Here is a 23,664-nt window from a genome sequence, read left to right as displayed (position 1 = left end):
GATGTTAAAAAAAATAAAATAATTAAAAAAACACGGTAAAAATAGCTATTTTTTATGTAAATTATTATTAAAAAAGATCATAATAAGTTTCATTTAAAAAAGTTAATTTATTTAATTTAGATGAATGTGTTGGTATAGATAAAACTAATAATTGTTTTATTATCACTTTATGTTTGATAATTTGTTTAATCATATCGATGTAAATAAAAACAAATTAAACTTATCCAAATGATAATGGTGATATTGCTAAAACTGTTTAGATTACGAAAACAAAATTAAAGCTGCTGGTGGAATTAATTTTATGATTTTAGGTTAGGGACTAATGGACATGTTGTTTTTAATCAACCAGGATCATCAGTTGATAGTAGAACTAGACAAATAAAATTAACTCAAAGCGCAAGCTATTCATGACATGGTAAAAAATAAGATAACTAGCGACTGTCCTGCCAGTTATCTTAAAAACAATGAAAATATTACTTTAATAATTGATAAAGCAGCAGCTTCATCATTTAAACAATCTATTTTTTAGTTTTCTTATTTCACTTAAATAAGTATTTGTAATACAGAGTTCGATTCATTGATTTGTTAGTAGAAATCTTGCTAACAAACTTTAATATATGAGTTAAAGGGTCAGGAATAATAATCGTTTTCTTCTTACTCTTCTTAATCCAACGACAAACACTATTTGCTACCCACTTAGTTGGAATTGCAAACCTTTGACGTTCTCATTCTAAGAACCCATTAAGTTTTAAAGCGCGATCATCAACATTAGCAGTTAGTTTGTTTTTCTCAAAATTAGATCTAACAGGCCCAACCACAATATTACCAATCGATATCCCCTTCTTATTAAAATTATCTAAATAAGAATCAAAATAACTTAACAACAACTGCTTAGATAAACAATACAATCCTTCATAAGGTAAGTTAATGAATGAAGCGATTGAGTTTAAATTAATAATACTACCCTTAGAAATAGACAACTTATCAGACAGCAACTTACTTAAAACAATTGGAGCCACCACATTTAATTTATAAACATCCTTAAATGCAGCTAAATTAGCTTCATTCATTGAACTTAATTGCCCAATGCCTGCATTATTAACTAACAAATCAATAAATGGTTCGTTGTTAATAATTTCTTTAACTTTCTTCTTAATATCAGCTGGTGTTTTTAAATCACACTCAACATAAATAATATCTTTATCTTCTTTAGCTTGGCGTGATAAAGAATAAACCCTTCAGTTATTACTTATCAACTTCTTAGCCACCATATAACCAATACCACCACTAGCTCCAGTGATGATCGCAACTTTCTTGCGATCATCAACCATTAAACTGTGATCAACCTTATTGATTTGTTTTGATCTAGTTTTTAAAATTCTTGAATGTTTTAAGTTTTTATCTAAAAAATAATAATAACTTCTAGAAGACTTAATAAAGCTATTATGAATAATTGGACCCATGTATTTACTATCCACATCATAAAAGCTGGTATGAAAGTATTTATTCTTATGAAAATATTCAAGATTCAAGGATTGATAAATACTTAAACAAGCATTGTTATAAATATAATTAAAGTTAATATCTTGCTTATCGTAATTTAATAGATTGATAAAAGAAATCTCTTGATTATCATCAAAGATTTTTAATAACTGATTATGAAAATCAATGAAATTACCTAAGTCATTTCATAATTCTTCATAATCATCATACTTAGCCATCTTGTTATCAAAATGGGCTAATGAAATATAAATCTGATCAATATTATCTTTTAATTGATTAATCTTATTTAAACAATCCTGGTTGAATTCAATAACAACAAGATCTACAAGTTCTTGTTGTTTTAATTCATCAACATCTGGGCTGTCTGTTATTAAAATCTTGGTCATATATTAAGTTTAATAATAAGAAATAAAGAAGTTAAAAAACCAACATAGCAATTATAAATATTTGTCTTATTTAAATTAATTGCTTATAATTAAGATTAATAAAAGATCTCTAAGATTCTCATATAGGATAAGGTTTGAGTAAGATCCAAACCTTTGTTTTTAATGTGTAGATTGATCGCGTTTGGTTTCTTAGTTGATATTAAATGTCTGATAAAAAAATCTCATTAAAGCTAGATAAATTTAAAAGATTATTTAAAGTTCAAAACAATAACACCTTTTATTCATTAAAATCAGAGGTTGTTTCGATTAAGCAAAACACCAAGTTAGTTTTTCTTTATCGGTTAATAATCTTTTTGGTTCTATTTAGCTTTAGCATCAGCTTCATATTGTTAGTTGATCGCTTATTTTTAGTTGATTATCTCAAAGACTATAATAAAGATAGTCATCGTTATTTAATTACCAATCTGTTCCAATTTTTTAATTCTACTGTCACGGGAATTAACTTTTATATCTTATTAAGATTAATTGGCTTATACTTAGTGTTTATTAGTTCATTATGATGGAATTATCAAAATGTATCTAATATCAACCACCGAATTAAGCGTTATTGGATTTGATTTAGTTTATACATGTCATTAACTTTAATTAGTGGCATTTTATTATTAGGATGGGTCGATAAAACACCAAGTATATCAACCGTATTAGGCTTGGTTTCATTAAATGTTTTATTGGTAATCTTGAACTATGCTTATTGATTAGTTGGATATTTCTTAAACAAGAAAATTCAACCAGTATCTAAGAAAGATCTAACTTACATTTTAATTAGTTATTCATTTAAATTATTAGCTTGAATTATCTTGTTTATCTTTTTAGATCAACTAATCAAGAGTGGTGATCAACCAGATAAAACCAAGTTACAAGAAACATATATATTTAATAACAATAGTGTTGTTAATTACATCCATTCATTAACATCAGGATTATCAATTGATAATGCAGTGTTACTATTTGTTTATGTGACTTTAACAATTACATTATTCATCTTATCTAACCTATATACGATCTTAAATCTAAGACTTGTTTTTGTTAAATTAATTAATGATGATTTGAAAAACAAAGCTTATGGTGCCATGAGTTTTTGTTTTATTATATTAATCACTTTAATCATTGGCATTATTAAATTATTAGCAGCTAATGAATACCCAAGCAATGGTTTAGTTAATGTTGAAACTGGTGTTGCTGAAAACTGATTCTGAATTGTTGGCGTGTTATTATTTGTTGCTTATGGATTAATTTATTTCTTTTTAGTAAGAAGACATAAAACTCCTGTAATTAATAATATTTATCACTCTGGTAGTTTGTTATTAATGTGGGCGTTGTTCTTAGTATCAGAATTTAAGAAATTCAACTTTAACACATCAGATAACTACATTAGTTTATTAATCATCAGCTTAATTACCTTGTTTGTTAGTTTGATCTATATTATTAGTGCCAATAAACAATCAGCTGGTTTAATGATTGGATTTAGCATCACTTCAATCGTGATTGTGGCTAGTGTGTTCTTGATTATTTTTAACAACATCTTGTTAGTTAATAATAATAACGAACTATATTCAATTAATTCAGATTTATCAATTAACCAAATCTTATATGCTTTATTGATTGTCGTATTAAGTGTTAACTTTATTTATGTAATCATTAGCATTTACTTCATTTATTTAGTTATCAATAAAAACGTGTTCTTTAAGAAGAAGAAAAACAATATCAACCAAAACCAAACAAGTGATAATAATGATCTTAATAACCAACCAGGAGCTAATTAATTATGAAAAAGAAACAGTTAGATAACTTACAACCAGAAATTGTTAATAAAGATTATATTTCGATCGTTCAAAGTCCTGACTTCGTGGAATTTGCACAATTATTTAATACGACTTTATTACAAACTAATACTCCAGAAGAATCACCAGAAGCTGTTGAGTTTTTAGAAAAAATGAAAGTAGCAATCATGAATCGATACCAAATCATTTTTGATGATTTAGTAATCTCATGAACTCGTAATGTGCGTTTTTCTTGAAACAAATTAGTGCCAGTTGTCGTTAGTGCTGAATCATCGCAAACAGATAGTATTAATCTAACATCAAAAGTTAGTGACAATCCTGAATTAAAAAAACTAACTGAACGTTTTAATTTATTGTTAAACAACCAGTTATTCGAAGAACATAAGATAGTAGAAGTTATTGATGGAATTGTAGTTTATATTTCTAAAGAAACTAACCAATTAAAAGTGGTATTTTCTCAAGGAATCATCAACGCTTAGTTCAACATGGATATTAAAAAACTCGAACGCAAACAATCTAGTTTAAAAAATATTCACACCTTAGTTGAATCTAAGCGTGACGTTACTTTAATTAAGATTTTTAAGTTATCAAAACGATTTGAATATTTTTATACCAGAGGTATTGAATCAAAATATTTACTAGATATTTTGCACCAAAAATATAATCTGAATAACTCGTTTTATGAAGAATACGAACCCTCAAAAAACAAATTAATTAACTTAACTTTAGATAAAGTTGAAAATGTTTTTTTTGAAGCCAAAAAACGGTTATGAATTTATGTAACCGAAACCCAAAACGCAGCAGCTGATAACTACTCACGTTATGATCGTGCAATCTTAAAACAAGAAAATGTTCATGAAGATCAGTTCATTGTTATCGGAGAACATGCTAAGAAATTCTGTGATAAAAACAAGCTGCAAGTAGTGGCTTATTATCCTGAGAATAATTTCAAAGAATTAAGTCAAACCATTCCTGAAATCATTCGTTTAAAGATTGAAGCTGGCGACATTGGACATGTTAATTTCGTAATTAATTCCAATAAGATTAAAAACAAATTCTTAAAAATCTTACCAATCAAAGAATTTGAATTAGACACATCATATTACGAAAACAAAATTAATATTATTCAAGATATTGATCGTTATAAACTTTATAAGAACTTACAAGAATTTATTGTTAATGAAATCAGTTCTTATTTAAGAAATGTTGTTACTTCTTTATTGGTTGAATCATCATTAATTATTGCTAAAAACAACCTGGTTAAATACAACAAAACAATTAGTGATCTTGATGAAACTTTAATCAATCTACGGCGTGAAATCTTAAAACAAAAACGTGAGATTGAAATCCAAGAACTACAAATGCTAACAAGAAGCAATGAGTCATTGGTTAAAATGGATTCTAAAAAAGATGGAGACATGGATTAGTTATGGCAAAATACAATTTTAAAACTCTTCCTTCTGAAATTGAATTCATTCGTTTTAACGATCGGTTCTTACATTATCACCAAGCTTATTTTTTATTAAATGTTAACCAGATTGATGAATGAGAACTAATCCAAGATGATTCATTAATCAGCATTGAAAATGTCTTTTTTAAAATCTATGATCCTTACAAAGATGAAGAAGATTATTACATTTTAAAAAACTCATTTATTAAGATCACAGACAACAAAGTAACAATATACAGTGATGAAAAATTAAAGGTCTATGATGTTAATTACAAATTCAAAGTTAAGCAATATGATGATAAGCTCCAAGAGTTTAATAACAAGTTATCATATTATGAATCTAAGATTAATTTAGGTTTGAACTTTAAAGAATTGATTGATTACAATGCAATAAAAAAAGAGAAGTTTTTTTATTCATTAATTCGCAACTTTAATTTAGTTGAGAAAAAGGTTAATAAATATGAAAAGCAAAAATAAATTCAGTAGATTGATTTGTTACAAATTTGGTTTATTAGCCCCAACTTTATTACTTTCATCATTTGGGGGTGTGGTGCATCACTCTAGCCAACATGAAGTTAAGTTGATTAACCAAGCTGGTGAAGAATTAGATCCAGACACACCAACAATCCCTGATCCTGATACGAAGATTGAAGGAAGTGGTGATAAAAAAGAAAATAAGCCAGAACGAAAACCAGCAAATTTAGATGAATTAAAAAAGAGCATCGATAATAAGATGCAAGCATCTCTTAGAGAGTTTGTTAAACAAGTTCAGAGTTTAATTAATCAAAAAATCAGTTCGATTAAAAATGAAAAAGAACTTAGTTTTGAAGATCGCTTTAACAAGACACTTTACTTTTCATTAGTTGAAAGTTTTTTTACTAACCATGCTGATGAGATTGTTAGTGATCCATCAAAATACGGAATAGAAATTGTTTATCCTTACGTTGTTTCAAATGAAAGCCAATTCAACAAAGGAACAATCGTTTTTAATAACAAAACTTATGAAGATAAGATCTGGGGTAACTCAGCTAAAACTGATTACAAAAAACAAGTTAATGGTCAAGGTAATAGCATAACTCCAGATAAGGATAAACCTAAAAAAGAAAACCAAACAAGTGATGAAGAAGGGGCAGAAATTCTAACGAATTACTTCCAGTCACTAAAAGGTGATTTTGAAAAAATCTTCTTAAATGAAGAAGATATGCCAAAAGTTAATACTGACTATGAAATTGGCAGTAAGGTTGTTCAAGGTTTTGCTGGAATTATCAGTGAAGCTCCTAAGAATTTTGAAACTTGAGATGAATACATTATTTCAAAAATCAGACCTAGATTTATTGATTTTGACTTAGAACAAAACAAAGATCCAGCTCAAGAAGACGAACAAGAACAACAACAAAATGTTGATAATACATTATCACCAGATATACCAATTGAAGGTGAACAAGTATCAACAGATTCACGTGATGTAATTGAAAATATTCCTAACTTGATTCCAAGAGTTAGATATGGTTTTTCAACACAAAAAGATGACACACTTTTAACTAATTTTACTCGTTATAATGGTAAAGATAATAAATCAAACCATTTCTTTTATTTTGAAAACCCGATCAATACCAGATTTAAATACGAAGTTACAGGTTTAACTAAAAGCAGTATCGGCAGAACCAACAGAGTTGCATTAGTTGCTTCAATTAAAATTACAGACAGCTTACAAGAAGGTGTAACTCGTCAGTATGCTGCAGCTATTAACACAACAGGATTAAGTGGTTCTGCTCAAACTAAAAACGAACATAACCAAAGAAGTTATGAAGCAATCCAAAAAGAATTCTTAAGATTCTATAAATCAGTTGGTTTAGATGAAAAACTAAATTATAACGATGCAACTAAATTACATTTAAGTTCGAATGATATTTTCCAAATGGTTTATTTAGCTGTTAAAGCAATTAACCAAAATAAATTTAAAAATGAACTAGGCCAAGTTAATGAGTCAATTGGTTATAGTGAAAATTCAGCTGCTAGTTATTTCTTAAATTATATCCGTAATTTAACTGTTAAAAACACCAACGGAACAAGTAACTTTTATTGAAACAAACTAAGTCAGATGTATGCTAGAACTATCTTGATTTTAGAACGAGATCTTAATTTAAATACCCAAACCAACAATAAACCAAAAGCTGCAAACAACCAACAACAAGCAGCAGGCAGTGAAGCGCTAAACGCTTTTTTAAAAGAAAATAAAATTTCAAAACAAAGATTTAATCTAGCCTTTGCTGAAGTTAAAAAATTACAACTAAGATTACAAGCTACCACCAGACAAGTAAGTGGTTCGCCAATCAATCATTACAACAGTTTATTAAAACAAGTTGATGAACTAAATGAAGCACTAAAACCATTTAACTTAATTCGTGATAAAGTGCTAAACAAACAATCTGATGCAACCAGTCCACAAGACCAAAGAGAACTAGAGAACGCTTTAAGAAACTTATCATCAACAATTGATAACATTATTGAACAATCAAAATCAAAAACTGATCCATTCTTAATTGTTTTAACTTTCTTCTTAGCATTAATCTCATTGTCACTGTATGGTTTTTATTTCATGCAATTATTAATGAATAAAACAAGACAAACTAATAAGATTAATCGTTCTTTAAGTGTTACTGTTTTAACAATTGCAACTATTGCTTTAATTGCAACAGCACTTGTTGCTTTATTAATTGTCGGAGTATTTTAATAAATAAAAAATAACATTATGAATCCTAAAATTATTGCTGCTTTAGATTACGTAATTCAAGTTGATGGCAAATTTGATTACCAACAAAACCAAGTATTTACCATTAAAAACAAACCAAACTTCAGAGCCATGGTTATTAGTGCTACTAATGACACTGCGTTCTTAATTGTTGATGTTAATAATGCTAACTTTGAAATTGGTGATGAATTAATACCAACATCATTTGATACCAACATAAGAACAACCAAACAATACTTTGGTAACATCATTGATATTGATGGCAACATCTTATATCCTAAAAAACACAAACCCGAGTTTGCTCCTAATACCTTATCATCTAATGCGTTTGCTACATCAAGAAACTTATTAGAAGTTAATCGTTTAAACGAACAACTATACACAGGGATTATGGCAATTGACTTATTAATTCCGATTGGTAAAGGTCAAAGAGAATTAATTATCGGTGATAGAGGAACGGGCAAAACTCATATTGCACTAAATACAATTATTAACCAAACGATCCGTAATAGCGGGGTTAAATGTATTTATGTTTCAATTGGTCAAAAACGTCAGAATGTGGCTAATGTTTATGAAACATTAAAAAAACACAAAGCATTAGAAAACACTATTATTATTGATGCTCCTGCAACTAACTCATACCACCAATATTTGGCTCCTTATGTTGCGATGGCTCATGCTGAAAACATTTCACACTTCCAAGATGTTTTAGTAATCTTTGATGACTTATCAAAACATGCCAATATTTATCGTGAAATGTCATTATTAGTTAACCGTCCAGTTGGTAAAGAAGCATTCCCTGGTGATATTTTCTTCAGCCATGCTTCTGTATTAGAACGTGCTGGTAGATTTGCTAATCGTAAATCAATTACTTGTTTACCAATCGTTAAAACGGTAAATAATGATATTACTTCATTAATTTCATCTAACTTAATTTCGATTACTGACGGTCAGATTGTAACCAATACTGATCTGTTTGCTAACGGGATTTTACCAGCGATTAACATCGATCTATCAGTATCACGGACAGGAAGTGCCGTGCAATCTAAAGTTATTGCCAAAGTTGCTTCTGAAATTAATAAAAAATACCGTGCTTACAAACGTCAAAGTAAACTATGAACCCTTAAATATGATTTAAACGAAGAAACAGCTGATTTAATTCATAAGGGTAAAGCAATTGAACAACTGTTCATTCAAAAAGGATTCTCACCTTATACTGAACGCTTCATGTTGTTGATTACCAAATTAATCATCTGGGGAACATTACGTAAAATTAACAACCACCAACAAGAAGCATTATCATTCATCAATGCTTTAATTGATACTGATCCAATTGCTGGTTGGATCTATCAACACCTAGAAGCAGGTCAACCATTTAATGAAGATTTAATGAAGAACTTCTTTGAATATTCATTAAATCAGTATTTCAAATACAAAGGTTATGAATTTGAAATCCAAACTGATAAGAAGTTTATTGATTTTAAACAAGATGAATTAGAAACAATTATTTCTAACATGAAAGGTATGAACTAATGAAGGGTCGTATTACAAAGATTTGAAATAACGTTGTTGAAGCAACATTTAAAAAAGAAGAATTACCAAAAGTTGATTACGTATTAACATTACACAACAATACATGCGTATTGTTGGTTAAAAGAATCATTGATGATACAAGTGTTAGAGCAATCGTGATTTATCAAAAACACAACATCAAAATCAATGATGAAGTAATTAATACCAACAACACAATGATGGTGCCAGTTGGTCAAAATGCCAAGAATAATATCTATGATATTTCAGGTGTGCCATTATTAAAAGATCGTGCCAAGGATATTAGATATATCCAAATGAATTCAACGATTAAAAAAGAAAAGAAGATCTATTCTAAGCATGAAATTTTAGAAACAGGAATCAAGGCAATTGACTTCTTTATGCCAATTCTAAAAGGTCACAACTTGGGTATTCTTGGAGGTGCAGGGGTTGGTAAAACGGTCTTGATGAAAGAAATTATTTTTAACTCATCAAAATCAAATAAAGCTAAGAAAAACTCATCAATCTTCATCGGTTCTGGTGAACGTTCTCGTGAAGGAATTGAACTTTATGAAGAATTAGAACAATCTAATTTGATGAAAGATTCAATGATGTTTATTTCTAAAATGGACGAATCACCAGGTGCCAGAATGTCAATCGTGCCTTACGGGATTACAGCAGCTGAATATTTAAGAGACGTTGAAAAAGAAGATGTATTATTATTCATTGATAATATCTTTAGATTTATCCAAGCAGGAAATGAAGTTGCCCCAGCTTTAAATAAAAAACCAATCACGGGTGGTTATCAAGCAACATTAGATACTGAAGTATCAAATGTTGAAGATCGATTATATGCGACCGAAGATGGATCAATTACTTCATTCCAAACATTATTCTTACCAATGGATGATTTAGCTGACCCATCAGCTGTATCTATCTTTAGTAACTTAGATGGTTCGTTGGTATTATCTCGTGAACAAACATCTAAAAACATCTTCCCAGCGTTTGACCCGCTAGCTTCATCTTCTTCATCAGTATCGCCAGATATTATTGGTCAACGTCACTATGATGCGATCATTGAAGTAAAAAGTATTTTACAAAAATACCATGAATTAGAAGACGTAATCTTAATCTTAGGAATTGATGAACTAGATAAAGATAATAAAATTATTGTGCGTAAGGCATTACAATTACAAAACTTCTTTACCCAAAACTTCTTCGTGGCTGAAGCGTTTACTAAAGCCAAAGGAGTTTATGTGCCACTAAAAGATACTTTAGAATCAGTAATCAGAATTATTGAAGGTAAATACATTAACCAATCACCTGAAATCTTCTCATTTGTTGGATCTAATTTAGATATTCCAACTGACGAAGAATTAAATTTAAATAAAGTAGAAATGTAATAAAGCATAAGTATGAAAAAGTTAGTTAAATATTTCTCATTATTCATGGGTTGTGCGTTTATTGTTAGTTCATGTGCAACAACCCCATCAAAAGGTTCAACCGACCCAAAAAACCCTCCACCAGGAGGACAAAAAGAAAATGGTGGCGATGATTCTTTATGAAAAATTGGTGAAGATATTGATAATAAAGAGTTCGTTGCACCAAAGGTTCAATGAACTAATAAGGTTGAAAATGGAGTTAGAGTAGTATCAGATCAGTATGATAATTACTCAGCACAAACGGGTTATATAAATTTATATAATTTCAAAAATAGAAATACGCAAAAGCCATCTTTTTGATTAAAAGATAGAGCATCAAAATCACATGTTAGTCCTTATGATTTAACCCAAGAGCAATTAGATGCAATTAATCAAAAAGCTAAAGCAATTGACCAACCTTATTATCAAGATGCTTATGCTTATGCAATTGGATTACCGGGTGTGGATAAAACTTCAAAAACTTTAAATGAAAGTTTTGAAGCAATTGATGATACTAGTAGTATTGTTAACGTTCCAGCTTTTAACAAAGATGGTGATGATTTACAAGAATCAGATCGTGGATTAAGCTGGATGATTCCTAATGAGAAATATCAAGATCTTTCAAAAATTACTTATTCAATTCGTATAACTAACGCGAATACAAGTGAACAAGTTAAACAAAATAATTCAAGTGAATCTAAAGAAGATGCTCCAAATGTAGGTAACTTTAGTGGAACGGCATTCTTACTTGACTATGATTTACCGACCGATAATAGCAAATACCCAACTACTTGATATTTAGCAAGTAACTTTCATGTTTTACAACACTTACAATTAAAAAATGATTCTGAAGCAATTATTCGTAACAACAAAGTTGCTACGAATAAAATCGAATTATTTCAATTAGATCAAAGTAAAGTTAAGATTGGTGAAGAAATTGTTCCTGAAAGATCAAAAGGAACAGAATTTAAAGACCCTTATTTAACAGTTACTGAAATTGATACAAATAATGTTAAAACTGTATTTTTAGGTAATGATGCTTTAACTCAAAGCATTGATAAATTTACTAATAATCAAGAATATTTACAAGCAAAAACATTATTAGATTTTGGTGTTATTCAAGTTAAATTTAAAGATGAAAATGAAGCTAAAAAAGTAACTAATGATTATGCTTCTTGAGATGAAAATAAAAAATTCAAACCAGCTAAATTTTCATATTTAAATGATGAAAAATATAAATCATTACCTGCTGATGATTTCTATGTTTATGGATTACCTCCATCAAAAAATGATCCAGGCATTAGTGCTGGTTTTTATGGTAATATTGAAAACTTAAGAAGTCCTTGAGTTAATAAACCATCAGATACTAATTCAAAAACTGAAAAGGGTGGCGATTTTTCTTGATCACCAAGCCTAAGATCGTTTGTTAATAAACCTGGTATTTCAGATATTTTCTTAACTATTCCAAGAAATGGTGGCAACAACAGTTTTTATGAAATTAATCATCAAAAATTTGCTCACAGCGGTCTAGGATATGTTCTTGATAATTACGCAGTTCCACCAGGTGGTAGTGGTTCGCCGATTATTAATTCTAATAATGAAATTGTTGGTGTTATCTTTGCTGGTGATAGCGAAGTAAGCTCTGGAATTGGTTTAGCACTTCACTCAGAAGGTTTTGATTATCAAAAATATTATGGTAGTTACAACCTGCCAAAATATGATTTAATTTATGGATCAGATGGATCACAAACTAAATCATATAGCTTAGGATTAAAAGCTATTCATAAAGGCACTAACGTGAACACGTGATTATTCCATTAATTCACGATTGTTCTCTTGAACCAGATATTGTTATATAATTAATGTTAAGATAACAAACCTATTTTATTTAGGTAGATTGATTTTTATAAATAATTTTTATTTGTAAAAACTAACATGGCTAAAGCAAGAATTAATAAATTTAAAGCCCTATTGTCACTATTTGGTGCCACATCTATTATCGTGGCTAGTTGTACGCAAAATGCAAATCCATCAAACGGAGATGGTGGAGAACAAGGTGGTGATAAAGGAGAAGGTAATAACCCTGATGATGGGAACGGTGGATTAGATGGCTTCCAAGGTGATGGAAGCGGGCCTATTTATCAATCTAGACCAGAATTATCATTACCAAATGAACAGGTTTCTAATCAATTTAAAGACGGCAAAAGAGTAGTTAGTGACCAATATGGTAACTATGATGCTTATTTAAATTTAAAAAATGTAGCAGTTACTAGAGGCGAACGTTTTGATGATGAAAAAAGAACGCCAGATGCTAAAGTTACTAATCCAAATCAAATTGATAAAGCTAAATTAGCTGAATATGATGCAAAAGCCAAGCAGTTAGGTCTACCAACTTATAAAGATGCTTTTGGGTATGGTTTTTTATTACCTAATATTAATAAAAAGGGTGATGTTTCTGACGGTTTAGTTCAAAGAAAAGATCTTCCAACAACACAATTGATACCTAAATATTACTACGATTCAATTGGTGAAACGTTTGGTTTTGGAAACTTAAAAGAATCAGTAACTAATTTTTTAGGTTTACCTAGAACAATTCTTAACGATAATTATCGTAAATTTTCAAAAACAACTTACTCAGTTTATATTTCAAATAAACATGAAGATGGTGATAATGCTGCGTCTAAATTAGATAAAAAACAAAAAGAAAGCGAAAAGATCGTCTCAAATTTAGGAACAACTTGAATTTTTGATTACAAATTACCTGAGAAAAAAGGTGAATATCCAACAACTTGATATTTAGCAAGTAACTTCCACGTTTTTGATAATTTATTATTACCAAAAATTAAAGGTACTAAAAACGATTTCAGAGGATTTGAGAATAGACAATTTAAGGGTGAAACCGAATACTTCCAATTAACATTTGTTAATACTAACAACAAAGACGCTGTACCTAACGGATCTAGATTTGCTACAACTCAAGGTGGGGCCGTAACTCTTCTTAACGATAATGATAAAGTTAAAACTGACGATCAATTTAACAAGATTACAACCCCTTATATTTCAGTAAATCTTGATGTTAAGAAAATTAGACCAATTTTCTTAGGGAATGACTTCTTAAAAGATAGTTCGCTACCTACTTTACCTAATGATTATAAAGGTGCTCAATCTTCAATTGACTTTGCTGTTGTAGAAGTTACTTTTGATAGTCCAAAAATTGCTGAATGAGTAACTGGTGGTTATGCTAATTGAGATCAAAAAGATAAATACACTTTTGCAAAAAGTTCATTATTAGAAGATAAAACTTACGAAAGTTTAGAAGAAAATAGCTTATATGCTATTGGTTTCCCAAACTCATATGATGATTACAAGATCAGATATAACAGTGTTGACGGAGAAACTATTCAAGCTAACGAAAACTTTGTTTCTTACTGAACTAATAAAGAAGGAAATTATTACGGAACATCAAACGCTGGTGATTACTTCGAAAAGAAGAAAAATGTTGGTGGTGATTTAAACTGATCTAATAGTAGAACTTTTGTAAACAAACCAGGATTAACAGACTTATTATTAAGCTTCCCTTCATTCAATGGTCAAGCATTAAACTATTCAAGAATGCCTTTTGCTAACGTTGGACTTGGTTATTTAATTGATAACTATGTTCCTGCTGGTGGTGCTTCTGGAACTAGAATTATTGACTCACATAACCGTATTCAAGCCATTCTATTTGGTGCAGCTAGAACTGCAACAACTGGTTATGCTACTGCAATCAGAAGTGAAGGTATGGACTACCAAGGTCTTTATGGAAAATATAACTTACCACAATACGATTTAATTTATGGTGGTGGTAAAGATCAAAAAGATTCTTACTTTAATGAAATGAAGATAAGACAACCAAAAACTAAAACATACTTATTCCCTGAAGGTTTTGAAAAAGGATCTAACCCTGAATACGCTTTTAAAAACTAACCTTTAAAATAAGCAAACAAATAAGATATAATAATAAAAATAAGAAATATGAGATACACAGGCTCATATTTTTTTATTCAAATTTATAATTAATAAGATAATTTTTATAAATATATGGCTTCATTGATTGATAAGGCTTACGAAGTTGCCCAGAAAAACTTTAAACAAAAAGGTTTTAGTTTTAACGACTTATGAAAATTAGTTGCTAAAGAAGAAAACTTAAACAAAAAAGATTCTCAAGATTTAATGGGAGCATTTTATACTGATTTGATTCAAGACACTAGATTCTTATATATCGGTGATTACAAATGATTAATCAAATCAATGATGCTTCATGAAGAAAGAGATAAAGCATTAGATACTTTATATAACCGTCAAGAATACTTAGAAGAAGGTTATGAACACATTAAAGTAGAAGTAGAAGTTGATGAATCTGCTCCTGAAATTAGTAACGAAGATGAAGGTTCATCATCAATTGATGACAATATTATTGTTGATTCAACAGAGGATGAGAATTAATTATGTCTAAATTAACAAATGCAAAAGCAATGATCAAAAAAGCTACTGAACAAGGCTTTGCGATCCCTCATATTAATACAAACAATTTAGAATGAACTAAAGCTATTTTATTAGCTGCTCAAGAAGCAAACTCACCTTTAATTATTGCTGCAAGTGAAGGTGCAATTAAATACATGGGTGGTTATAAGAATGTTTATAACTTAGTAAATGATGCAGTTGATTCATTAAATATTACTGTGCCAGTTGCTTTACACTTAGACCACGGTAGTTATGATGGTGTGTTTAAAGCTCTTGAAGCTGGATTTACATCTGTAATGTTTGATGGTTCTCACTTACCATTTGATGAAAACTATGAAAAATCTATTAAAGTAATTGAAGCAGCTAAAAAATACAATGCTTCAGTTGAACTTGAAGTAGGAACCATTGGTGGTGAAGAAGACGGCATTGTTGGTAACGGTGAGTTAGCTAACCCAGAAGAATGCAAGAAGATGCAAGATCTAGGTTGTGATATGTTAGCTGCTGGTATTGGTAATATCCACGGTATTTATCCAGCTTCTTGAAAATCTTTAAACTTTGAAGTTTTACAATCACTTAAAAAAGCAAGTGGTGCTTCATTAGTATTACACGGTGGTAGTGGTATTCCTGATGAACAAGTTAAAAAAGCAATCGAATTAGGTATCGCTAAAGTTAATGTAAATACTGAATGTCAATTAGCATTCGCTGCTGCAACAAGACAATACATCTTAGAAGAAAAAGACTTAGATGAACACAAAAAAGGTTATGACCCTAGAAAGTTATTAAAACCTGGATTCGAAGCAATCAAAGCTAAGTGTATTGAAAAAATCAACTTATTCGGTTCAAATAACAAAGCATAAATATGCTAAAAGCTGGAATCATTGGCTTACCTAATGTTGGGAAATCAACATTATTTAATGCTATCACTAACTCGCAAATTGAAGCTGCAAACTACCCTTTTGCAACAATTGAACCTAATGTTGGTATTGTTGAATTAATTGATGATCGTTTAAATCAGTTAGCTGCACAAATCTTACCTAACAAAGTGGTATATGCCACAATTATGTTTGTTGATATTGCAGGACTTGTTAAGGGTGCTTCACAAGGTGAAGGTTTAGGTAACAAGTTCTTAAGTAACATTCGTGAAGTTGATTGTTTAATCCATGTTGTGCGTTGTTTTGATGATAATAACATCACCCACGTGCATAATGCTGTTGATCCAATTAATGATATTGAAACAATCAATTTAGAATTAATGATTGCTGATCTTGAAGTTGTTACTAACCGTATTAACAAGATTAAAAGAAAAGCAGAAAGTGGTGATAAATCAGTTCTTGTTGAATATGAATTATTAAAAGACATTCAGGTTAAACTTGAGAACAACCAAATGTTAGATTTATCTAAATATTCACAAGAAGAATTAGCCATCATTAAAAACTTCAATCTATTAACAGCCAAACCAAGAATTTATGTTGGTAATATCTCTGAAGCCGATTTATCAACTAATCAAAAAAACCAACATGTAATGGCGCTTGATAGTTTTTGTAAACAAAACAACGAACAATACTTAACAATCTCAGCCAAACTAGAAGAAGAACTATCATCACTAGAAGAAGCTGATAAAAAAGAATTAATGGCTTCATTCAATATGAATGAATCTGGTTTAAACAAGATTGCTTTCAAAGCGTATGAAATCTTAGGTTTATGCACTTATTTCACATACGGAAAAACCGAAACCAGAGCCTGAACATTTAAAAAGAACAGTTTAGCCCCACAATGTGCTGGGATCATCCATTCAGACTTTGAACGTGGCTTTATTAAAGCCGAAGTGATCCATTGAACTGACTTGATTGAATACAAATCAGAACAAAAAGCCAAAGAAGCTGGCAAGCTGCGTTTAGAAGGTAAACAATACGTCGTTCAAGACGGAGATGTCATTAATTTCAAATTTAATGTTTAGATAACAAAAAATAAGGACCACAACCGTGATCCTTATTTTTTTATCAATACTTAATCTTTATGAAACTAAATTAACATTAATCACTTGCTTTGCTTCTTTGATCAATGATCAAGTGCTAAATGATAATAAAGATAATGACTTCTTGCGTTTGCTATACAGTGTTGCTTTTAAATAAGTAAGGCTTAAATTAATCATCACAACAAAGAAGAAAAGATTTCATCAAGCTAAATGTACTGATAATGAAATTAATAGGTCTTCGTTGATTTTTGTATTTGTTGAAGTATTAATTTTATCAGCGCTTCTTGGGTTAAAAGTAAATAAGAAAACTAACATCGTAATAACAGACAAGCCAATTAATAATGATGTAATAAAGTGAGTAATTTCCACAGACTTTAAAACTTTCTTATTATTAACATACAGTTTTGGATCTAAATCAATAAAACCATCAGATTTATCAGAGAAAATTACAGCTAAATAAATTATTAATAAAACAACAAATGTTATTAATGGTGTAATTAACATGAAGTTATAATTAAATTTATATTCATTAGGATATTTTGTAACAACAAGCGCAAAAGCAATTGAAGTAGATATTGCTATTACTAAATAAATAATAAATAAAGTAACTAACTTTTTATTCTTAAAAAATGTTTTCATATTATTCGACTGTGTGAGTTAAAACTAATTGTTCAACTTCATCTGGTTTTATGCCATCATCTCTTTTTATGACAAAGCTATATTTATCGTCTTCTGGAACCTCTCATCTTATAAATTCATAATTATTATATGATTTTGAAGAAGAAACAATTTCTCCCTTACTATTTTTAATGATTAGATCAAAATTCTTAACTGCAGGGCGAGTAATAGTATTAAAATTTAATGAAACTTGTTGTAATTCTGTGGTACCGCCGCTAGAATTATAAAAAGTTCGGCCATCAAAAAATCAAGATAAACTAGTTCTTAAAATATTACCTTTCTTTAAATCCACATCCTTAATAGAAGCTTCATTATTTTTAACATCATGATAAGCAGTAGGCACATTATTATAAATGTCTGATTTAGCTTGATTTTTATTCCATTCTACTTTTGTAACATTTTTCAGTGCTTCATTTATCTTTGAATAATCTAAAACACCAGCCCCATACTCGCTATTCAAACCAAATTGATTAGATTTATCCCCATTTATATTAGTTGTAGAAACTCCTAAAACAGATTTAGCAATTAATGAAGCGTACCCCAAATTATATTTTTCACTAGCTAAAAGGAAAGAATTCGCTACAACACCAGATACAAATGGAGCGGCGAAACTAGTTCCTTGAGCTACTTGGTCTTTAAAATTGTAACCATAACCATTAGCTAGCAATAAAGGTGAAACAGGAGTATCTGAGCCGTATGATGAAAAATCTGTTCTATTTTTATCGAAATCATTAGCACCGACAATAATGCTATTATATGATAACTGTAAGTCAGTTAACTTTTTATTGCTTTTATCGCCATCATTACCTGCAGCGAAAACAAATATTACCCCTGAATTATCTTTAGCAACGAGATCTATATATCTAGAATAGATATTATATTCGTATCAACCTCTTCCGTATTTAGTAGCAAGAGAAGCATTAACAACTCTAATATTCTTATTTTTAAGTATATAACCTATTTCATTATCTAGACCAGTAATATCATTGAATCCAAATGTTTGGCTGTATTTTATACCGTACAATTCCAGCATTGGATTAACTCCAGATTTACCGCCAACAATAGATGCTACTTTTGTAGAGTGATCACCAAATTTAGGGGGTTGAGGTAAACTAAGAGGTTCTCAATAATTGCTAAAGTTATTTATAACTTTATTTGAAGAATCAAAATAATAAGTATTTGTATTATCTATTAAAGCATGAGGATCTCCGTAACCTCCATCTCCTGTTTCTAAAATAGCAACACCTATAGGAAATTTTGTTGCTGATTTTCATTTTGCAACTTGTATAGCTTCATCCCTATCTTTCTTAGTATAGTTATTACTTAAAAAATTTTTACTATAGTCAGCATAATTAGAAGGATTTTCGTACCCATAATAATCAGAATCTGATGTGCTAACAAAATTATTTGAAACTTCTAATTTAGTTTCATGTAATTCATAATTTTCAACAAATGAACTATTATCTAAAAAATTTTTAAATTCACTAAATTCATTATCTCTTTCAAATTCTGCAGAAACAAATATGAGGTTTTTAACTGCTAAACTTTTTTTAGCACTTTGAATACTTTTTCTATTCTTTATTAATTCAGTAATGCTTGTCAAATCCAGTGCGTTAACATCTCTTTTTACTTCAATTAAGAAAAAATAACTTTTTTTAGTTTCATCATGTTTATTGAATTCAGAAAAATTTGATTGAATTTTATTTATTTTTTCATTTTTCTTAATAAAACTAGTATTAACAAACCTTCCCTCTGCTTTCAATTTTTTATTCAATAATTGTTGCTTAGTGTCAATGTTTTTAGAAATATTTATATTTCCTAGCGGAATGAAAGAAAAAGATAATGATGATAATGATAATAAAGATATAAACCTATTAATATTTTTTTTATTGATTCTCATGTTGACCCTCCTAAATCTTAAAAATATGTATAGAAATTATTTTTAATATAGAAAACAACATTAAACAATTAGAAAAATGACAATTTACTTGAATATTGGGTTGCAAGAATATTTTAAAAATGTAGCACTTTCTCACAAAAAACAAAAAAATAATTTATTAAGTTTTTGATAAAAACAATCTGCTTAAAATTATTTAATTATTTAACATATAATTAAAAAACCAATAATTAGATATCAAAGGGGCTTATGTATAATTATGGCTAAAAAGAATGCGATGACCACATTGAATGGCTGAATTGAAGTTATTTGTGGTCCGATGTTTGCTGGAAAGACTGATGAATTGATTCGTAAGATTAAGCGTTATCAATATGCAGATGTGAAGTCATTAGTATTTTCGCCAGCAACAGATACTAGATCGCTAGATGATTTGATTAATTCAAGAGATGGTAGAAAAATTGAATCAATCAAGATCAAAAAGCCATTTGAAATATACGATTATGTTTTAAAACATGAACCACAATTAGTTGGCATTGATGAAGCGCAGTTTTTTGATGATTCCTTAGTTGAAGTGATTCAGACATTAGCTGATAACCAAATTAATGTAATTGTGGCAGGATTAGATCGTGATTATCGTGGTGAACCATTTGAACCAATCCCCCAAATTATGGGGATTGCTGAATCAATTATTCGTTTAACAGCAATCTGTTCTGAGTGTGGTGCAGAAGCTAGTAGAAGTCAACGTTTAATAAACAATGAGCCAGCTGATTATTATTCAGACACCATTTTAATTGGCGATAATGAATCGTATTCACCAAGATGCAGACACCATCATAAGGTGCCAAATCGACCAATTAATGAACGAACTAAAGAATTTAAACAACAAATAAAAAATAGTTTTGTTAAAATACATAAGCAATCTTCAACAGATTAAAGATTGTGAAATTCTAATTTAGTGCGGGAGAATGTTGTTGATCAACATTCGTTAATACTGCATAAAGAACATTTAAATTTTTATATAGAAAGGTGTTGCTTGTGGCTAAAAAAGAAATCACAAGAATTGCCAAGCTAGAACTAATCGGAGGACAAGCAAAGCCTGGTCCAGCATTAGCTTCAGTTGGTATTAATATGGGTGAATTCACCAAACAATTCAACGATAAAACTAAAGATCGTATGGGAGATGTTGTTCCAGTTATTATTACTGCGTTCAATGATAAGAGTTTCTTATTCGAACTTAAAACAACTCCTGTAACTGTTTTATTAAAGAAAGCAGCTAAGATTGAAAAAGGTGCTAAGAACCCTAAAACTGAAAAAGTAGCTAAGATTTCAAAAGAAGCTGCTTTAAAAATTGCAGAATACAAGATGGCAGACTTAAATGCTTATGATGCTCAAGCTGCTTTAAGAATGATCGCAGGAACTGCAAAACAAATGGGATTAGAAATTGAAGGTGTTGATCCTACTCCTAACAAGAAAGGAGCTAAATAATGGCTAAGAAATTAACTAAAAAAACTAAAGCTGCTCTAGCTTCTTTTGATCCTAAACAAATTTATGATTTAGAACAAGCAGTTGAAATTGCTAAAAAGACTTCAATTACTAAGTTCGAAAGCTCAATTGATGTTGCTATCAAATTAAACTTAGATACAACAAAAGCTGATCAACAATTAAGAGGTGCAATTTCATTACCTCACAACGTTTCAAAACCAGTAAGAATTTTAGCAATTACTGACCAACAAGCTGAAGCTAAACAAGCAGGTGCTGATTTCGTTGGTGAAATTGATAAGATCAATGAAATTAAAGCTGGTTGAATGGATTTTGATGTAATTATTACTAACCCTAAATTCATGATCGAATTGGGTAAATTAGGTAAGATCTTAGGTCCAAGAGGTTTAATGCCTAACCCTAAAACTGGAACAGTTACTCAAGACATCGCAACTGCAATTGCAGAATATCGTAAAGGTAAAAAAGAATACCGCACTGACTCATTTGGTAACATCCACATGACAGTTGGTAAACAATCAACTGATACTAACAAAATTGTTGAAAACGTTAATAGCTTAATTGATTTAATTAAATCAAGAAGACCAAGTGCTGTTAAAGGTGTATATATCCAAAACATCTCAGTGTCTTCAACAATGGGTCCAGGAGTTAAAGTTAAAATTAATTAGGTTAAAACCTAATTAATTTTTTTATAAGTTATGAAACTTGTTGTTGGATTGGGCAACCCTGGTTTTGAATACGAAAATACCCGTCATAATGTTGGTTTTAAAGTAATTGATCAACTGCTTGATGTGTTGCATTTAGAACTAAACAAAAACCAGTTTAATGGTATTTATGTTAAGCAAGATAATTTCATTATTGCCAAGCCATTAACATACATGAATTTATCTGGTAACTTTGTTCGTGAGATTGTTAATTTTTTCAAAATTAAAATCGAAGATATTTTAATTATTCATGATGAAATTGCTTTTGATCTAGGTGCTGTTAAATTAAAACAAAATGGTTCAGCTAACGGCCAGAACGGCGTTAAGAATATCATTAACCAACTAGGCACACAAGAATTTAAACGCATCAGGGTTGGCATTAAAAATCAGTATATGAAAAATATTGCTGATTTTGTTTTATCTAAATTTAGTCCAACTGAAGCATCATTATTACAAACCAGCATAGCAACTGCTAGTGTAATTGCTTATGAATTTATTAAGAATAATAAATCATTTAGCCAACTAATGAATGAATACAACAAGTAATAACAAGAAATACTTAATTGGTGTCTCTGGCGGTCCTGATTCGATGTATTTATTAAATCAATACAAAGATCAGATTCTTGTTGTTTGTCATGTTAATTACAACAAAAGAGCATCATCATTAAGGGATGAAATAATTGTTAAAAATTATTGCAATAAACACAACATTAAATTAGAAATTCTTAGTTTGGATAAGAATTTTAATTACACAGAAAACTTCCAAGCCCAAGCAAGAAAACTTAGGTATGATTTTTTTATAGAAATAAGTAAAAAATACCAAATTAATGATTGCTTAATTGCTCACCAACAAGATGATTTTTTAGAATCAGCAATAATGCAATATTCAAGGAATAAAGATTTATTATTCTATGGATTGCACGAGTTTTCTAATTACAAAAATCTTAAGATTCATCGACCTTTGTTAGGTATATCTAAAAAAGAAATTATCAGTTTTTTAGAACAAAATAATATTGCTTATGGGATTGATGAAAGCAATTTTACACCAACTTATGAACGTAATAAAATACGCTTGGAATTAAGTAAATTAAATGCTGATGAATTATTAGATAAAATTAATTTTTTTATTAATAAAAATCAAGAAAATCATCATAAATACCAACAAGTTCAAACATTTTTAGATAACTGAAATTATAACTATTCAGACCTAATTGATTTTGATGATAACCAACATGTAATTTATTATTGATTGTCAAAAAACAATATTAATTATTCACAAAATAAAGCAAAAGCAATTCTAGAATTCATAAAAAAGAAGAATAATAAACGTTATCGCTTAAAAGCCAACCTCTTTTTAATAAAAAGTGGTAGCTTTTTGAAGATCATTAAGCAATAACTGGGTAATAACTTTCGCACTTAAACTCTTGAAAAAATAATTTGTTGCCATATTAAGGATTAAAATATATCCTGTTGAAATAAACAATAAGCAAGAAATAAGTAGATTTTTTCTTGTGATTTGGAAAAAAA

The 23,664-nt window shown here is 29.4% G+C and carries 20 protein-coding genes; 17 read left to right on the top strand and 3 right to left on the bottom strand.

All coding sequences use genetic code 4. The features are described 5' to 3' along the window. Nucleotides 1-518: 518 nt before the first annotated feature. On the bottom strand, nucleotides 519-1,889 hold the full coding sequence (locus JJE79_RS03680; RefSeq protein ID WP_222926357.1) for an SDR family NAD(P)-dependent oxidoreductase: 1,371 nt from the start codon (nucleotides 1,887-1,889) through the stop codon (nucleotides 519-521). 203 nt (nucleotides 1,890-2,092) lie between these two features. Between JJE79_RS03680 and JJE79_RS03675 the strand changes: the two genes are divergently transcribed. The 12 genes from JJE79_RS03675 (at nucleotide 2,093) to ychF (ending at nucleotide 17,343) form a co-directional block, all read left to right on the top strand. Continuing rightward, entirely contained in the window at nucleotides 2,093-3,712 is a 1,620-nt protein-coding gene (locus JJE79_RS03675) for an MSC_0624 family F1-like ATPase-associated membrane protein (protein ID WP_222926355.1), read from the top strand. A gap of 2 nt (nucleotides 3,713-3,714) precedes the next feature. After that, nucleotides 3,715-4,209 (top strand): DUF2714 domain-containing protein, encoded by a 495-nt coding sequence (locus tag JJE79_RS03670; RefSeq protein WP_222926353.1) that lies wholly within the window; start codon nucleotides 3,715-3,717, stop codon nucleotides 4,207-4,209. 6 nt (nucleotides 4,210-4,215) lie between these two features. Beyond that, nucleotides 4,216-5,157 (top strand): MSC_0622 family F1-like ATPase gamma subunit, encoded by a 942-nt coding sequence (locus JJE79_RS03665; protein WP_222926351.1) that lies wholly within the window; start codon nucleotides 4,216-4,218, stop codon nucleotides 5,155-5,157. Between the two features lie 2 nt (nucleotides 5,158-5,159). Further along, entirely contained in the window at nucleotides 5,160-5,657 is a 498-nt protein-coding gene (locus JJE79_RS03660; RefSeq protein WP_222926349.1) for an MSC_0621 family F1-like ATPase epsilon subunit, read from the top strand. Further along, the gene (locus JJE79_RS03655; protein ID WP_222926348.1) at nucleotides 5,641-7,914 is read left to right on the top strand and encodes an MSC_0620 family F1-like ATPase-associated subunit; all 2,274 of its coding nucleotides are present in this window, start codon (nucleotides 5,641-5,643) and stop codon (nucleotides 7,912-7,914) included. Before JJE79_RS03660 ends, JJE79_RS03655 begins: the two co-directional genes overlap by 17 nt. 18 nt (nucleotides 7,915-7,932) lie before the next feature. After that, entirely contained in the window at nucleotides 7,933-9,465 is a 1,533-nt protein-coding gene (locus JJE79_RS03650; protein ID WP_222926346.1) for an MSC_0619 family F1-like ATPase alpha subunit, read from the top strand. Continuing rightward, nucleotides 9,465-10,865: an MSC_0618 family F1-like ATPase beta subunit gene (locus JJE79_RS03645; protein WP_222926344.1), complete on the top strand. Its 1,401-nt coding sequence runs from the start codon at nucleotides 9,465-9,467 to the stop codon at nucleotides 10,863-10,865. The genes JJE79_RS03650 and JJE79_RS03645 overlap by 1 nt, the downstream gene beginning before the upstream one ends. A gap of 12 nt (nucleotides 10,866-10,877) precedes the next feature. Then, nucleotides 10,878-12,704 (top strand): Ig-specific serine endopeptidase MIP, encoded by a 1,827-nt coding sequence (gene mip, locus JJE79_RS03640; protein WP_222926342.1) that lies wholly within the window; start codon nucleotides 10,878-10,880, stop codon nucleotides 12,702-12,704. 114 nt (nucleotides 12,705-12,818) lie between these two features. Then, a complete protein-coding gene (gene mip, locus JJE79_RS03635; protein WP_222926341.1) occupies nucleotides 12,819-14,849 on the top strand; it encodes an Ig-specific serine endopeptidase MIP in 2,031 nt (676 codons plus the stop codon). A gap of 114 nt (nucleotides 14,850-14,963) precedes the next feature. Further along, nucleotides 14,964-15,368 carry a DNA-directed RNA polymerase subunit delta gene (gene rpoE / locus JJE79_RS03630; protein ID WP_222926339.1) on the top strand — a complete coding sequence of 135 codons (405 nt, stop codon included), beginning with the start codon at nucleotides 14,964-14,966 and terminating at the stop codon, nucleotides 15,366-15,368. Nucleotides 15,369-15,370: 2 nt separating this feature from the next. Beyond that, a complete protein-coding gene (fba, locus tag JJE79_RS03625; RefSeq protein ID WP_222926337.1) occupies nucleotides 15,371-16,243 on the top strand; it encodes a class II fructose-1,6-bisphosphate aldolase in 873 nt (290 codons plus the stop codon). A 2-nt stretch (nucleotides 16,244-16,245) separates the two neighbouring features. Continuing rightward, a complete protein-coding gene (gene ychF, locus JJE79_RS03620) occupies nucleotides 16,246-17,343 on the top strand; it encodes a redox-regulated ATPase YchF (RefSeq protein ID WP_222926335.1) in 1,098 nt (365 codons plus the stop codon). Between the two features lie 57 nt (nucleotides 17,344-17,400). Here ychF and JJE79_RS03615 read toward each other — a convergent pair whose 3' ends face one another. Further along, nucleotides 17,401-18,000 carry a hypothetical protein gene (locus tag JJE79_RS03615; protein WP_222926333.1) on the bottom strand — a complete coding sequence of 200 codons (600 nt, stop codon included), beginning with the start codon at nucleotides 17,998-18,000 and terminating at the stop codon, nucleotides 17,401-17,403. Nucleotide 18,001: 1 nt separating this feature from the next. Beyond that, on the bottom strand, nucleotides 18,002-19,939 hold the full coding sequence (locus tag JJE79_RS03610) for a S8 family serine peptidase (RefSeq protein WP_222926332.1): 1,938 nt from the start codon (nucleotides 19,937-19,939) through the stop codon (nucleotides 18,002-18,004). A gap of 256 nt (nucleotides 19,940-20,195) precedes the next feature. Here JJE79_RS03610 and JJE79_RS03605 point away from each other — a divergent pair, with 256 nt between their 5' ends. The 5 genes from JJE79_RS03605 (at nucleotide 20,196) to tilS (ending at nucleotide 23,533) form a co-directional block, all read left to right on the top strand. Next, a complete protein-coding gene (locus tag JJE79_RS03605; RefSeq protein WP_222926330.1) occupies nucleotides 20,196-20,870 on the top strand; it encodes a thymidine kinase in 675 nt (224 codons plus the stop codon). Between the two features lie 101 nt (nucleotides 20,871-20,971). After that, complete coding sequence (rplK, locus tag JJE79_RS03600; RefSeq protein ID WP_222926328.1) at nucleotides 20,972-21,421, top strand: 50S ribosomal protein L11; 450 nt, start codon at nucleotides 20,972-20,974, stop codon at nucleotides 21,419-21,421. Further along, nucleotides 21,421-22,101, top strand: a complete 681-nt coding sequence (rplA, locus tag JJE79_RS03595; RefSeq protein WP_222926327.1) for a 50S ribosomal protein L1 — start codon at nucleotides 21,421-21,423, stop codon at nucleotides 22,099-22,101. The genes rplK and rplA overlap by 1 nt, the downstream gene beginning before the upstream one ends. Nucleotides 22,102-22,131: 30 nt before the next feature. After that, entirely contained in the window at nucleotides 22,132-22,683 is a 552-nt protein-coding gene (gene pth, locus JJE79_RS03590) for an aminoacyl-tRNA hydrolase (RefSeq protein WP_222926325.1), read from the top strand. Then, nucleotides 22,667-23,533: a tRNA lysidine(34) synthetase TilS gene (tilS, locus tag JJE79_RS03585; RefSeq protein ID WP_222926324.1), complete on the top strand. Its 867-nt coding sequence runs from the start codon at nucleotides 22,667-22,669 to the stop codon at nucleotides 23,531-23,533. The genes pth and tilS overlap by 17 nt, the downstream gene beginning before the upstream one ends. Nucleotides 23,534-23,664 lie beyond the last annotated feature (131 nt).

The sequence above is a fragment of the Mycoplasma sp. E35C genome, assembly GCF_019873825.1.
Classification (GTDB): Bacteria; Bacillota_I; Bacilli_A; order Mycoplasmatales; family Mycoplasmoidaceae; genus Mycoplasmoides.
The sequence above is the reverse complement of the archived record's forward strand: the minus strand, read 5'-3'. Positions and strand labels throughout refer to the sequence as shown.